Origin of the sequence: Pseudoalteromonas sp. US3C1013 (assembly GCF_048401115.1) — a bacterium.
GTDB lineage: Bacteria > Pseudomonadota > Gammaproteobacteria > Enterobacterales > Alteromonadaceae > Pseudoalteromonas > Pseudoalteromonas undina.
In genome coordinates this window covers 87056-101604 of record NZ_CP183075.1, presented here as the reverse complement: position 1 = coordinate 101604, position 14549 = coordinate 87056, and the positions used below count along the sequence as shown (strand labels likewise).

Here is a 14549-nt window from a genome sequence, read left to right as displayed (position 1 = left end):
GATAACAATTTATACACCGTAGGCTGGATAGAGCGAAGCGAAACCCAGTATTTATCTAATTTTTATTTTCAACATAAAAATTATGTCCAATACCGTACGGACTTTAATCATATTGAACGCCTTCAAGAATTCCATCCAGTACCGACTCTGGTATATCAAATAAGTTATGATCGCTAGCCTCAATATTTATTGTGCGGAAATCAACATATAAATTATAGGCTGCATTATAGTCAATAATATTTGAGAAGTATTGTCTCTCCAGATATGAACTTGTATTAGCTCTCACTCTCTTCGCTACTTCACTCTTTAAGTTTTCCATTCCTAACTTAAAGCATAAAGGCCAAGTTAACGTAGCTGATTCTTCTTCATTAATATTACTCAGTTTTGTTACAAAGGAAACCATGTCTCTTATATCACCCTCCTCAAACTTAACTTCTAGTTCATCGCTATAACCGAATAGTCTTCTGCTAAAACAGTAGCTAAATAACTTGCTTGACATATCACTTTCAAGCGAGTTAATTAAACAAAGAATATCACTAAAGAAAGAATTAAAATTTGTCGCAGCCAAAAAGATATCGCCAAGGTTGTATAAGAATCTTGTGCGCCTTAATGCATTTCGCCCTCTAATATCTATGTTTGCAAACAGCTTTAATATAGATGAAAAAATATTTCTAAGGTTAGCTTTATAAGACGGACAATAAACTAACTCTGAAGTAAGCTCTCGAATATTATGACTTTGAAGCCAGTTTTTAGCAAAAATATCAGCACTAGCATTATCTTCAATATAAAGACATTTTAAAATAGGTTGCTGCTTCAACCAATCACTTGGTAATCTTTCCAATTCAATCAAAGATAAATAATTTGAATACTCATTATTAGAGTTGCCTATTGACTGTGTACTTACCGAGATAGGATTAAGTAACTTCCTTATAGGAAAATTTTTCCCTTTTGTAAAATCTTCATCATTCACAGCATCGTAGTCAGTAATTCTCTTAACATTCAATAAAACGTCAAAATAATTAATGAGATTTAAATCAACAATACCACCCCCTCTCTTTGACATTGTTTCGATCACATTGGTTAAGTCAATTTTAGAATTGAGTCTGATTTCATCCAACCGGTTTAAATATAATGCATAATTTCTAATTTTTGACTCTTTTAATGCAACTATCATTATAGTGGCTAATAAGTTAACCTCTCCATTTAAATCACTTTTATTCCAAGCGGCATCAACTCGTCTGATAATTTTTTTCAATAAACGAACAGAGTCAATTACGCCTATTAGAGCACTAACTTCTCGTTTAAAAAAAGCATCCGAAAACTTATTACAATCCTCGATCCAATCTTTTACTGGGTATACTAAAGGTGGTTCTGAACTCTCTGTATTATATCCACTGCTATAAAGTGTGATTACACCATTCGAGACAGCTTTATTTATCGATAAAAATATAAACTCCTTAAGCTTTGCAGAAATATTACTGATTAAAATATCCTCTTTATAGTCAGTAGCTTTTGAAATCACTTCAGCAGCCAAATCACTTTCATTACCCATAGCAATAATAAAGTTGATATTACTTAAATCTTTATTCCTTAACCTATCCAGTAATGCAGCTATATCGTTTAGGCGTTTTTCATTTTCATCACCGGTGCCACGATCAACGTCTTGTAAGGTGATCAGTAGTTTGTGGTTGGTAGTTTCAAGCACAGCGTTAAGCTTTTTGAAGCTCTCTTCAATATCAACAGGGCCTGCGAGTAATGTGGATGCAAATTGAAATAGACCGCCTCCTGACTTTAGCGCTTCAGTATAATGCTTAGGTAAGGCACGAAAGGCGCACATATCAATATACTGGCTAATATCATCAATAATATGACTCAGTACTACATGCGCGACACTGCCGCTTGCTGCACCCCACGTTGAAATATCACTGTGTATCCAGATCCCATCTTGCTTAAGGCTGTTTGCTAAATCATTTGCAATACTTTCTACAATACTGCTTTTTCCGCATCCAAATGGCCCACACAATGCAATGTGTTGTGCCCCCCTTTTCTCATATCCTTCTGTATCACCGCCTGTCCGAAGCCGCTCAGTAATACGCGTGGCATAAACCTGCAAGTCAGGCTCTAATTGTTCAGTATTTTTAATGGTTGAATCGTCTTTAAACCATTTTCGAAAATTTTCTAAGCTCTCAAGCGTTAGTTCAGCTTCTTGTTTTGATTCGACTTTCGACTCTGCACTAGATACTTTTAGCTGCTCACATAGCAAATATACCGACATGACCAAATAAGCAACTGCTATACAAAAGAACACCCAGAATGCTTGCTCTGTTTCAACTAAGCTTATTGCAGAAAATAAATAAAATGCTGATACCGCGCACAGTGCAACTGAAAATATCGGTTTTTCTGTATACAGTTTAGTTTGATAGATAATAGTCGCTGCAGCAGCTAAAAAACTCAGTGACAGAAACTTGAAACTTACAAAGGCATGAGCTGTCAGCTGTTCTACTATTTCATTGTTAGTTACATACACATAAACAACAATGAAAAATAATCCAAACAATACACTCATTGTTACTGGAGGATATCGCCAGTTAAACCCAATACTTCGTTTAGCGTGAGATATGTAGAACTTATCCAGCAGTAGCTTTATGCCAATACCGGCTAAAAATGCAAAACTATAATGCAGTGCAGGGTTGGTATATAAAATACTACTCAAATTGGTGTAGGTTGTTTGCACAAAAGCGACTTTGCTTAAAAATATAACGAGAGTGGTAGCCGTTATTGCACACAATAAAAGAGATAGCCAACGCTGGAATGGAATAAGAAGATACTGCGACAATTTAATATCCTTATCAATAAAGTAACCTCATTAGTGTACAGTAAACACCCAAAAGCCAACACTCTATAGGAGGAAATAATAAACACGGTGCTGAAACAAGTAAAAAGCATTTATGAGTATGTCCCGCCTTTCACACCAACCATGATGATTATTCACGCATTTCGCGGCATATTCCTGCACTAATTGCGCAGCTTTTAAACACTGTTTCATATTCGTGACAGTCAGTAACTAATACGCTACAACAAATTTATATCCAAGACATAAAAACACATGAAATGTGTGGTTAAAAACTATATTCTTCGGCGCAATTATTATGATAAATAATGGATACACACATGACAACATCTCAAGGTGCAACGCTTTCAAATGCACCAGCACAAGACGCACACACGTCAAAATCAAAATGGAACCTGCATGATACGCAGTGGACACTTAGCCTTTTTGGCACCGCAGTGGGTGCTGGTATTTTATTTTTACCGATTAATATTGGTATTGGTGGTTTTTGGCCGCTGATTATTATGGCGTGTTTAGCCTTTCCTATGACCTTTTTAGCGCACCGTGGTTTGGCGCGTTTTGTATTATCATCAAAAAATAAAGAGGCTGATTTTACCGATGTGGTAGAAGAACACTTTGGCGTAAACGCGGGCCGACTGATCTCCTTGTTATACTTTTTATCAATTTTTCCTATTTTGCTCATTTACGGTGTGGGTTTAACCAATACGGTAGACAGCTTTATGGTCAATCAATTAGGAATGGAGTCGCCGTCACGCGTTGTGCTTTCAGGTGTACTTGTTGCTGTTATGATTGGCTTAATGATGGGCGGTGAACGCTTAATGCTACGCGCCTTTGCTATTTTAGTGTACCCGCTAGTAGGTATTTTATTCTTTTTATCTCTGTATTTAATCCCAAGCTGGCAAATGCCCGATACAACTATGCCTGGGCTAGGTAGCTTTAGTAAAACACTTTGGTTATCGATTCCTATTATTGTGTTTTCATTTAGCCATGCAGCGGCTATTTCAAGCTTTGTTAATAAACAACGCAGCCACTATGGTGACCTAGCAACCTCTAAGTCAGAAGCGATTTTAAAGCGCACTAGCTTATTATTGATTACCTTTGTTTTGTTATTTGTGTTCTCATGCGTGTTATCGCTTACCGGTGACCAAATGGCTGAAGCAAAAGCGGCAAACGTCTCTGTTTTATCTTACTTGGCTAATATTACAGAAAACTCATTCATTGCAACGCTGGGACCTTTGGTTGCCTTTATTGCGATTATGTCGTCGTTTTTAGGTCACTTTTTAGGGGCACGCGAAAGCTTTACTGGGTTAGTGACTAAACACTCAAGCATGAGGCCTAAAGTGGCTGACAAAGTGGGTGCGGTACTGATGTTTTTCGCTATTTGGTTCTGCGCGGTTAAAAACCCAAGCATACTAGATATGATGGATCAGTTATCAGGCCCAATCATTGCGATGATTTTATTCATTATGCCAATGATTGCAGTTTACAAAGTGCCTAGCTTACAAAAGTACCGTAATCGTTTAAGTACCTTATTTGTACTGGCTGTCGGTTCATTAGCAGTGTGTGCGTTACTGTACAGCATGCTTAGCTAAGTAAGTATTTATTACAAAAGCCCAGCTCATTTACTTGAGCTTTCTCAGACATACAAAAATGGCGCTCAATGAGCGCCATTTTTATTTAATGCAATTGGTATTACTCTGTATCTGGCAGGTTACGGCCATAGAATATTTCTTGCATTTCACGTGTTAGTTTTGAGCGAATCTCTTCTTCTTCGTCATCTGACAAATCATCAGTAGATAAACCAAATAAATACGTATTTAAATCGGTCTCTTTTAACATCATTTTGGTATGGAACAGGTTTTCTTGATACACGTTCACGTCCATCATTTGGTACGCTTCTTTGGTATCTTCTGTCATGAAGTTTTGAATCGAATTAATTGCATGGTCAATGTAATGTTTAACGCCGTTTACATCACGGGTAAAACCACGTACGCGGTAATCAATCGTTACCACATCAGACTCAAGACTATGGATTAAGAAGTTTAACGCTTTAAGCGGCGAAATAATGCCACAGGTTGATACTTCAATATCCGCACGGAAAGTACAAATACCATCATCTGGGTGTGCTTCAGGATATGTGTGAACACAAATGTGGCTTTTATCAAGGTGTGCAACCACTGAGTCAGGTAATGGCCCTGGCGCTTCGTCAGCATCATAGTTTTGCTGCTCTTCTACAGGCTCTTCTGAAACTAAAATAGTTACACTGGCACCTTGTGGCTCATAATCTTGACGTGCAACATTTAAAATATTGGCACCAATAATATCAACCACATCACCTAAAATGTCGGTTAGTCTATCTGCACTATACTGCTCATCGATATATTCTATATATTCTTTACGTTGCTGCTCTGTTTTTGCATAGCAAATATCGTAAATACTAAAGCTTAGGCTTTTAGTTAAATTATTAAAGCCATGAAGTTTAAGTTTATCGAAGGGTTTGTTCATATAAACCAACCTATAAATTAGTGAAATCTGCACCTGCAGAATGAAAAGTTCGCGGATTTTATACGAATTTCACTCACGGAAAAAGCGTTATTTTTCCTGATCTTCAACAACTTCATGGCTGTGGGTAATTTCTACTGTTTTATCAAGCATTAATGCAACTGAGCAATACTTTTCGGCAGAAAGCGAAACCGCTCGCTCTAGGTGTTTTTCAGACACATTCTTACCAGTTACAACAAAGTGTAAATTAATTTTAGTGAACACGCGCGGGGCTGTTTCTGCTCGTTCAGCAGTTAATTGCACATCAACGGATGAGAAGTCTTGCTTGGTTTTTTTTAAAATACTTACCACATCAACCGATGAACAGCCACCGACAGACATAAGCACCATTTCCATTGGGCTTGGTGCTGCTCCGTCACTACCCGCATCAAATACCACATTATGATTACTATTAGAGCGGCCTATATAGGTATTACCTTCAACCCATTTTACATTTGCTTGCATTGTTTTATCTCATTAGTTTAATTTTGTATTCATTACACGCAGACTCTCAAGCGCATTTAAAATTAAATAGCGAATAAAGCGTGGTTTTTAAAGGGGGAACAATTAATTAATAGCGTTATCAAATAAGTTTTTAACTAGCCCAGCAAATTCATCAATAAAAGCATGCTGTTCTACTGTAACAGTGTGAGAGGTCACACTACTCAGCACTTCTTGTAAATCGTAAACAATGCCATCAACCTCGCGCACAATTTGACTGCGCTGCTCTGTAGAAAGGTCTGGGTGTTGTTGACAAATGCGTATGACATTTTCGGCAATTACATCTTCAATTAACTCAATAACGGTTGGCGCACCTGGCTTTATTTCGCCTGGTTTTTCAAACAACGCTAAGTTCTGAGTTAGGTACATTATTAAGTCATCGTACCCTTGCCTGTTTAAAACCATCGTTTATTTACCTCAAAAATACTGATTGCTTAATTTAAGCAGAAAGCACTAATAATTGCTAGCTTTGTGGGATTGCAATACAAAAAAAGCAGCCGAAGCTGCTTTTATACTAATTAAGTATTATTAACTTAATCTATTTTTAAGCCTGGGCTTAATGTAGCCGGCATGGTTACTTTTTCAAGTTCCACAGAGGCAACAGGGTATGCACAGTAATCGGCAGCGTAATAAGCGCTTGCTCTGTGATTACCTGAGGCACCAATACCACCAAACGGTGCAGCACTTGAGGCGCCTGTAATTGGACGGTTCCAGTTAACAATACCCGCACGAATACGACGTAAGAAATGATCGTAATCAGCTTGGTTATCACTTAGTAGGCCTGCTGATAAACCAAAGCTAGTGTCGTTTGCTTTATCAATCGCTTGGTCAAAGTCATCAAAGCGGAATACTTTTAAAAGTGGACCAAAATGCTCTTCATCTGGGAAGTCTTTAATATTTGTGCACTCAATAATACCCGGTGTAACAAAACCGGTGTTAGCTGTATGCTCAAGCTCAACTAATACTTCTCCACCTATGGCTTTTAACTCGTCTTGCGCTTTAACCATACCAGCAGCAGCGGCCGCTGAGATCATTGAACCCATAAACGGTTGGTCAGCGTCGTCGTAGTTACCAACTTTAATTGCTTTAGTCGCTGTAATTAAGCGCGCTAAAATTTCATCGCCTTTAGCGCCTGTTGGTAAAAACAATTTACGCGCACAGGTACAACGTTGGCCGCTTGAGATAAACGCAGATTGCACAATATCGTGCACTACAGCAAGAGTATCTTCTGCATCTTTAACGATTAGCGGATTATTACCACCCATTTCAAGCGCTAAAATTTTACCTGGCTGACCTGCGAACTGTTCATGTAAAATATGACCCGTACGTGAAGACCCAGTAAAGAATAAACCATCAATGCCTTTGTGTGACGCCAATGCTTTACCTGTTTCTACTTCACCTTGAACTAGGTTAATTACCCCAGCAGGTAAACCGGCTTTTTCCCATAGTTTAAGGGTTAGCTCAGCCACCATAGGTGTAAGTTCAGATGGTTTAAATACCACAGTATTACCGGCTAAAAGTGCAGGTACAATGTGGCCATTTGGTAAATGCCCAGGGAAGTTGTAAGGGCCAAATACAGCAACAACGCCATGTGGCTTATGACGGATCATCGCACGACCTTGCGGCATAGCGTTTTCAACATCACCAGTACGGTCTAAAAATGCTTTTTCAGCAATGGCAATTTTACCTACCATGGCGCCCGCTTCAGTACGTGTTTCCCAAAGTGGTTTACCTGTTTCTTGTGCAATAGCAACCGCTAGCTCTTCGCTGTGCTCTTTTAATGTTGCAGCAAAGGTTTTTACAATCTCTAAACGCTCGCTAAAGCTTTTATCAGCCCAGCTGTAAAATGCTTCACGTGCTGATGCTACAGCGCTATCTACTTGCTCTGCGCTTGCAGCTGATGCCTGCCAAATAACGTCGTTATTTGCAGGATTAACTGAGTTAAATTCTGTGCCTTGGCCTTGCGACCATTGACCATTAATAAATTGTGCAGGATGAGTCATATACTTTCTCCTAAATTAAACTGGGGTAGCAGTAACAAAGTCGCCCGATTTTAAATGTAATGCATCAGCAAGTTCTTGCGTAAGCACAAGGCTGTTTGAACGTGAATCAAATGCCATAGGAACAACGGTTGCTCTAAAGTCTTCAAGCTTATCATTGGCTAGCAATACCATGGTATCACCTGTCATTTCGCCAATTTCAACACTAAAGTTTTGTGCATTACGTACAGTAGCAATGTTATCTACTTTTGCTTCAACGGTTGGGCCTGCATCAAAAATGTCGACGTAACCATTAAAAGTAAAGCCTTCACTTTTTAATAACTGAATAGCTGGGCGCGTATTATCGTGTACTTGACCAATAACCGCTTGCGCTTCTTTACTCAATAAGTTGACGTAAATTGGGTATTTAGGCATTAACTCAGCAATAAACACTTTTTGGCCAATTCCCGTCAGATAATCTGCGGTTGGAAAATCCATTGAGAAAAAGTGCTCTTCAAGCCACTGCCAAAACGGGCTACTGCCGTTTTCGTCAGATACGCCACGCATTTCTGCGATAACGGTTTGTGCAAAGCGTTGCTGGTGCTGTTTTATAAACATAAAGCGTGCTTTTGAAAGCAGCTTACCGTTACAATTTTTACGATAACCGTCTTTTAAAAACAGCGTACACAGCTCTGTAGCTCCAGTGTAGTCATTACAAAGGGTGAGAATATCTACCGCTTTATATACATCTAGCGTGCGCGAAGAGTGAATCACTTTACTCAAATGATAGTGATAAAATGCGTCATCTAAGCCAACTGCCGCTTCAATACCTGAAGTACCAACTACTTCACCAGTTTCAGTATCTTCAAGAACAAATAAGTACCCTTCATCACCAGGTTGTGACGTGGTTTTTGTAAATGAGTTAACTGAATGTGCAATCTTCTTTTGTAATAACTCTTCATTATTAGGTAAAGAAGTAAAGCCATGTCCCGACTCGTCGGCAATGGTTACTAAAGCTGCATAATCACTTTTTTGGATTGGGCGAAGGATCATCATGAATCCGCTTACTCCCTTATATATAACGGTAAATAGGAACTGCAGGGCAAACAATGTTTGCCCTTAGAGAAGTTGAATTAGCGATTACGCATTTACAACGTGGGCTACTGCTTTTTCAAAGCGTGCCATACCTTCGCGAATATCAGCTTCTGGTATTACTAAAGATGGAGTGAAACGAACCACATCAGCACCCGCTACAAGTGACATTAAGCCATGCTCAGTACCTGCAACTAAAAACTCTTTAGCGCGCCCTTTGTACTGCTCATTAACTACGGCACCGATTAATAAACCTTGGCCACGAATTTCACTAAATACATGGTACTTTTCGTTAATCGCATTAAGTAGCTCGGTAAATAACGCCGCTTTTGCTTTAACGCCCGCTAATACTTCTGGATTGTTCACTGTATCAAATGCAGCTTCTGCAACTGCACAGGCTAGTGGGTTACCGCCGTAAGTAGAACCATGAGTACCTACTTTAAGATGCTGTGCAATCTCAGTGATTGTTAGCATAGCGCCAATTGGAAAACCGCCACCAAGTGCTTTAGCTGAAGTTAAAATGTCAGGTACTACGTTTAAGCCTTGGTATGCGTATAGCTCACCCGTACGACCAACACCTGATTGCACTTCATCAAAAATTAGCAATGCATTGTGCTTAGTACATAAATCACGAACGCCTTGAGCAAATTCGTCAGTTGGCGAGATAATACCGCCTTCACCTTGAATTGGCTCCATCATTACCGCACAGGTGTTATCGCTAATCAGTGCTTCAAATGCGGCAAGGTCATTGTAGTCACAATGAACAATGTCGCCTGGCTTAGGACCAAAACCGTCAGAGTAAGCCGCTTGACCGCCTACAGTAACCGTGAAGAAGGTACGACCATGGAAACCTTTATTAAAGGCGATAATTTGTGACTTTTCTGCACCAAATTTATCAAGCGCAAAACGACGCGCTAATTTAAGTGCCGCTTCGTTTGCTTCTGCGCCTGAGTTTGCAAAGTAAACTTTTTCTGCAAAAGTCGCATCAACCATTTTTTTAGCTAAGCGAAGCGCTGGCTCATTGGTCATTACATTTGATAAATGCCAAATTTTTTCGCCCTGCTCTTTTAATGCACCCACTAATGCAGGATGGCAGTGGCCAAGACAGTTAACGGCAATACCACCAGCAAAGTCGATAAACTCTCGTCCTTGTTGATCCCATACACGAGAACCTTCGCCTCGAACTGGAATTACGCTTGAAGGTGCGTAGTTAGGAACCATTACGTGATCAAATAATTCGCGATTGACTGTCATTTTATTTCCTCTTAATTGTGTGCATCACAAAGCAGTAGAATAGGGGGTGTGATTATTGTTAATAACCAAATGTGTCGGCAAAAAATAATAGCTATGTATTTGCCTGAAACTACGTTGTGGTTCAATTTTCAGGCGCTCATTATTTCAGAAATTTAGGGTTATGTCTCTTCAAAAACTTTCATGTACCCCTTTAAAATAAAGGGCTTAAGATATTATTTCATAGATAGTGAATAACTATTTGAGAGCTAATAATGATGTGCATTTACCTTAGTCAGCGCCTCTACAACGAAAAAAGCATAGCGCTTATAAACCAACTGCACATGAATAAGTAGAATTAAAGTGAATGAATAGTCGCAAAAAAATTAACAGATTTAATCGATTTGAAGTGCCAAATTAGTAAAATTAGCTGTTTGTAAGGTCTCTAACTCTTTTTTTGTAAACTTATAATAGCTAAACCAGCTTTGTAATTCATCGTCTTCAATAAGCTGGTGCTCTTTTAAATTTAAGTACTGAGAGTAGCAGCGAGCTTTTAAAATTACTTGCGATAATGGCAATAAGCTATCACCTTTTTCTGTCCCATTCACTAACTGCTGCATAACAGTGTTAAAGGGTAAGTATTTAAATGACATGGTTTCAATCACCTTGGCGCTAACAAGCAGTGATTTTTCATTCAGCAATGTCGTTAAAAATAGCGGGTCAGGTTTTAACTCCAACAACGCAGTGTGTAGGTTTTTGTCACCTTCTTCACGAGCACGCTGTATTTTGCGTTGCCATACTTGCTCAAACACTTTTAAGTATAAGCGCACTAAGGCAATTTGCCCCACATTTAATAACATGCCTAAGGTAAATGCATGCATGGGATTTAACCCATTAAGCTGCGCTAGAGTTTGTGCCGCAATAGCACATGACATAGTATTGTCTTTTAACCTGCGCTTTAATAGCGGAAATGGTGCGGTACTGTTTGGCATCCAATGGCGCACTGCAAAAGTAGGCACTACCAGTTGCAGGTTGTCTAAGCCTAAATAACGTAATGCCAATGCTGGGGTATCTACTTTGACTGAGGTGCCTTTACTGCGTTGCTTACGATAAAAAGGTAAATTAACTAAGGTAACCAGCTCTCGTCCAAGCCAGTTTAAATCGTTAATTAGCGGCTCTAAACGACCGACCGATGCCGCGCGTGTTGCAAGAATATCAAGTATCGCGGGCACATTATCATCTATACCAACAGTGTCTTTGATGACTAAATCTATGTCTTCAAGACGTTTGGCCATCACGGTTTCAATAACCGTATGTAATTTTTGACTGGTTTTTGCCTGTAACTTTTGATGTGAAGTACTTTTTTGTTGACGCTTTTGCTGAGCGGCCACTTCAACTTCTAATAAGGTACGCTTTTTAACGGGTTTACCGTCATTGAGGTCTAAGGTATGAATAAAGCCTATTTGCTGATTAGCAAAACTATGACCCAGTAGCAAATCATGCGCTCGTTGGTGTAGCACGTTAACAATTCGCTGTTGCTGCAATGTATCGGTCATAAACTCTATCTTAAGGCAAAAAAGGAAAATAGCTTACAGGTATAAGCCTAGAAGCGCGTTAAAAAGTTATCAAGTAAGGCTAAGCCTTGCTCGGTCAAAATTGCTTCAGGGTGAAACTGCACGCCTTCAAGTGCGAGCTCGTTATGCAACAATCCCATAATTTCATCACGCAGCCCAGTGTTGCTTTGTGTCCATGCTGTTACTTCTAGTTCTTTAGGCAATGAGTGTGCTTCAACAATTAAAGAATGGTAGCGGCACACTGTCAGCGGGTTGGGTAAACCTTTAAACATACCTTGATGCTGATGATAAATTGGCGATGTTTTTCCATGCATAACCTGTTTAGCGCGCACCACCTTACCACCTAGCACCTGAGCAATGGTTTGGTGCCCCAAACAAATACCTAATATAGGATAAGTTCCTTTAAATTGCTCTACAACAGATAACGATACTCCCGCTTCACTTGGGCTTTTAGGGCCTGGAGAAATCACAATATGATCGGGGTTTAACTGTTTAATTTCGCTCAGCGTTATTTGGTCGTTACGTTTTACCACCACTTCTTGATCTAATCGTTGAAAATACTGTACCAAATTGTAGGTAAACGAGTCGTAGTTATCGATCATTAAAAGCATGTATTAAAGTACTCAAAGTAATTAGGCGGATGGTTATTGCATGCATATTCTAACTGAAGGCTTTGCAGGTGTCAGTGTTTTGCAGCTCAGCTAATACAAATAGCTCGCTTACAATCAGCAATGGTTGATTTATTTTAAATCAGCCCAAGCTCTATTATATGAGTAATTCAGTAGTTACAAACTGTCTATCAGTAAAGTGACCTGCATTATCCAACAACGCATTAAATACGTATAAGCAAGGAGTAACCTATGTTAGGCGAAGACCATTCATTAACTAAAGACTTTCCTGATTACACGCAAACAATTGCAAAACTCAATGCAAATGATGAAAACTTTGCTACTAAAGCAAAACAATACAATGAAATCGATAAAGAAATTCGGGTACTTGAACTACAAGATTCACCTATCGATGACGAAGCTATGCAGCAGCTAAAGCACGACAGAATGATATTAAAAGATTGGTTACATCAACAATTAACGAGTACTAATTAATCACTATTGCTTGGCGTCTATTAAATAATAGGCGCCATAATTTAATTATCATTTCCCTCTCCTACCCTCTGCTAATCTATAATTTTAACCATTATGGTGCAAAAGCATTGCTATTCGTTTCGCTTAAAGACAAGCTATCTTTATCTAAATTAAACAACGTTATTTTTATGGCTAAATACTTACTCTCGATTGATCAAGGAACGACAAGCTCTCGGGCTATTTTATATAGCAAAGATGCACAGATGATAGGGAGTGCTCAACAAACCTTCCCTCAGCATTTTGTAAAAAATGGTTGGGTTGAACACGACCCTGTAGATATTTGGCAAACTGTATTAACCAGCGTCAAAAACCTCTTAGCGCAGCAACAAGTAACCGCCGCCGACATAATTGCCATCGGCATTGCTAATCAGCGAGAAACCACTTTAGTGTGGAATAAAAAAACTGGGCAACCTATTTATAACGCGATTGTATGGCAAGACCGACGCACTAGTGAATATTGCGATAGTTTACGTCATGCCGGGCATACAAAAATGGTGAATGATAAAACCGGTTTAGTACTCGACCCTTATTTTTCTGCAACCAAAGTTCGTTGGATTTTAGATAACGTTACTGGCGCTAAAGAGCAAGCACATGCAGGTGAACTAGCATTTGGCACGGTAGATACCTACTTATTGTGGCAATTAACCGACGGTAAAGTGCACAAAACCGATGCCACTAATGCCTCACGAACTTTACTGTTTAATATTCATCAGCAATGCTGGGATGAAGAATTACTGGCTTTATTTGATATCCCACTGGCTATGTTACCTGAGGTAATGGACTCAGCGGCTGATTTTGGGTTAACAAGCAGCGAGTTGTTCGGTAGTGAAATTCCTATTTGTGGTATTGCTGGCGATCAGCAAGCGGCTTTAATTGGTCAAGCCTGTTTTGAAGAAGGTATGGCAAAAAGCACCTACGGAACAGGCTGCTTTTTAATGCTTAACACTGGCGATAAAGCACTAAAATCAAGTAATCGTTTATTAACCACTCTTGCATATCGGCTCAACGGCAAACCAACCTATGCGATTGAAGGCAGCATTTTTATGGCTGGTGCCACCATGCAGTGGATAGTAGAAGGCCTAAAACTATTAGAAAACGCAGGTGAAAGTGAAGCCCTTGTCAAAGGTGTTCCTTTAGATCATGGGGTGTTTTTAGTGCCCTCGTTTACTGGCTTAGGAGCGCCCTATTGGGATGCAAATGCAAGAGGCGCTATTTTAGGCCTAACCCGAGATTCAGGCATTAGTACTATTGTCGCAGCTGCCTTGCAGTCGGTGGGTTATCAAACCAAAGATTTACAAAAAGCCATGGAGGGTGACGGACTTCGCCCTAGTATTTTAAGAGTTGATGGCGGCATGGCAAACAATAATTGGGCCATGGCATTTTTAGCTAACATTTTAGGCGCAAGCGTTGAACGCCCAACCTTGACCGAAACCACTTCATTGGGGGTTGCCTACTTAGCAGGCCTGCAAACTGGGGTATATGAATCTACTGCGCAGCTTGCCAACATGTGGAAAAGCGATCGTCGCTTTGAACCAACCATGAGCAGTGAAGAGCGCAACGATTTATACGCAAAGTGGCTACATTGCATTGCACAAGTTAGACTTTCTAATAGCACTGACGACGAGAGAGACTAAACACT

The 14549-nt window shown here is 39.6% G+C and carries 12 protein-coding genes; 3 read left to right on the top strand and 9 right to left on the bottom strand.

Annotated features, from left to right (window positions below; translation table 11 throughout):
• Nucleotides 1–103: 103 nt before the first annotated feature.
• Complete coding sequence (locus ACNSN2_RS00485; RefSeq protein WP_418608110.1) at nt 104–2836, bottom strand: AAA family ATPase; 2733 nt, start codon at nt 2834–2836, stop codon at nt 104–106.
• 335 nt (nt 2837–3171) lie between these two features.
• Between ACNSN2_RS00485 and ACNSN2_RS00480 the strand changes: the two genes are divergently transcribed.
• On the top strand, nt 3172–4443 hold the full coding sequence (locus ACNSN2_RS00480; protein WP_055012480.1) for an aromatic amino acid transport family protein: 1272 nt from the start codon (nt 3172–3174) through the stop codon (nt 4441–4443).
• 100 nt (nt 4444–4543) lie between these two features.
• Here ACNSN2_RS00480 and speD read toward each other — a convergent pair whose 3' ends face one another.
• The 8 genes from speD to ACNSN2_RS00440 form a co-directional block, all read right to left on the bottom strand.
• A complete protein-coding gene (gene speD, locus ACNSN2_RS00475; protein ID WP_010392088.1) occupies nt 4544–5356 on the bottom strand; it encodes an adenosylmethionine decarboxylase in 813 nt (270 codons plus the stop codon).
• An 87-nt stretch (nt 5357–5443) separates the two neighbouring features.
• Nucleotides 5444–5857 carry an OsmC family protein gene (locus tag ACNSN2_RS00470; RefSeq protein ID WP_010392086.1) on the bottom strand — a complete coding sequence of 138 codons (414 nt, stop codon included), beginning with the start codon at nt 5855–5857 and terminating at the stop codon, nt 5444–5446.
• Between the two features lie 102 nt (nt 5858–5959).
• Nucleotides 5960–6298 carry a DUF3802 family protein gene (locus tag ACNSN2_RS00465; RefSeq protein WP_010392083.1) on the bottom strand — a complete coding sequence of 113 codons (339 nt, stop codon included), beginning with the start codon at nt 6296–6298 and terminating at the stop codon, nt 5960–5962.
• Nucleotides 6299–6426: 128 nt separating this feature from the next.
• Nucleotides 6427–7896: a succinylglutamate-semialdehyde dehydrogenase gene (astD, locus tag ACNSN2_RS00460; RefSeq protein ID WP_075170838.1), complete on the bottom strand. Its 1470-nt coding sequence runs from the start codon at nt 7894–7896 to the stop codon at nt 6427–6429.
• Between the two features lie 15 nt (nt 7897–7911).
• Nucleotides 7912–8928 carry an arginine N-succinyltransferase gene (gene astA / locus ACNSN2_RS00455; RefSeq protein ID WP_055012478.1) on the bottom strand — a complete coding sequence of 339 codons (1017 nt, stop codon included), beginning with the start codon at nt 8926–8928 and terminating at the stop codon, nt 7912–7914.
• An 84-nt stretch (nt 8929–9012) separates the two neighbouring features.
• A complete protein-coding gene (locus ACNSN2_RS00450) occupies nt 9013–10218 on the bottom strand; it encodes an aspartate aminotransferase family protein (RefSeq protein WP_418608107.1) in 1206 nt (401 codons plus the stop codon).
• A gap of 371 nt (nt 10219–10589) precedes the next feature.
• Complete coding sequence (locus tag ACNSN2_RS00445; RefSeq protein ID WP_010392076.1) at nt 10590–11750, bottom strand: HDOD domain-containing protein; 1161 nt, start codon at nt 11748–11750, stop codon at nt 10590–10592.
• Between the two features lie 47 nt (nt 11751–11797).
• Nucleotides 11798–12379 carry an anthranilate synthase component II gene (locus ACNSN2_RS00440; RefSeq protein WP_010392074.1) on the bottom strand — a complete coding sequence of 194 codons (582 nt, stop codon included), beginning with the start codon at nt 12377–12379 and terminating at the stop codon, nt 11798–11800.
• A gap of 249 nt (nt 12380–12628) precedes the next feature.
• On the opposite strand from ACNSN2_RS00440, the gene ACNSN2_RS00435 reads away from it, so the two are divergent.
• Nucleotides 12629–12871 carry a YdcH family protein gene (locus ACNSN2_RS00435; protein ID WP_418608104.1) on the top strand — a complete coding sequence of 81 codons (243 nt, stop codon included), beginning with the start codon at nt 12629–12631 and terminating at the stop codon, nt 12869–12871.
• Between the two features lie 167 nt (nt 12872–13038).
• Complete coding sequence (gene glpK, locus ACNSN2_RS00430; RefSeq protein WP_418608102.1) at nt 13039–14544, top strand: glycerol kinase GlpK; 1506 nt, start codon at nt 13039–13041, stop codon at nt 14542–14544.
• Nucleotides 14545–14549 lie beyond the last annotated feature (5 nt).

Bases quoted from the DNA above. Each gene is read 5' to 3' on its own strand.
- ACNSN2_RS00470 (WP_010392086.1), bottom strand. From the start codon at position 5,857: ATGCAAGCAAATGTAAAATGGGTTGAAGGTAATACCTATATAGGCCGC.
- ACNSN2_RS00465 (WP_010392083.1), bottom strand. From the start codon at position 6,298: ATGGTTTTAAACAGGCAAGGGTACGATGACTTAATAATGTACCTAACT.
- astA (WP_055012478.1), bottom strand. From the start codon at position 8,928: ATGATGATCCTTCGCCCAATCCAAAAAAGTGATTATGCAGCTTTAGTA.
- ACNSN2_RS00450 (WP_418608107.1), bottom strand. From the start codon at position 10,218: ATGACAGTCAATCGCGAATTATTTGATCACGTAATGGTTCCTAACTAC.
- ACNSN2_RS00445 (WP_010392076.1), bottom strand. From the start codon at position 11,750: ATGACCGATACATTGCAGCAACAGCGAATTGTTAACGTGCTACACCAA.
- ACNSN2_RS00435 (WP_418608104.1), top strand. From the start codon at position 12,629: ATGTTAGGCGAAGACCATTCATTAACTAAAGACTTTCCTGATTACACG.
- glpK (WP_418608102.1), top strand. From the start codon at position 13,039: ATGGCTAAATACTTACTCTCGATTGATCAAGGAACGACAAGCTCTCGG.
- astD (WP_075170838.1), bottom strand. From the start codon at position 7,896: ATGACTCATCCTGCACAATTTATTAATGGTCAATGGTCGCAAGGCCAA.
- speD (WP_010392088.1), bottom strand. From the start codon at position 5,356: ATGAACAAACCCTTCGATAAACTTAAACTTCATGGCTTTAATAATTTA.
- ACNSN2_RS00480 (WP_055012480.1), top strand. From the start codon at position 3,172: ATGACAACATCTCAAGGTGCAACGCTTTCAAATGCACCAGCACAAGAC.
- ACNSN2_RS00440 (WP_010392074.1), bottom strand. From the start codon at position 12,379: ATGCTTTTAATGATCGATAACTACGACTCGTTTACCTACAATTTGGTA.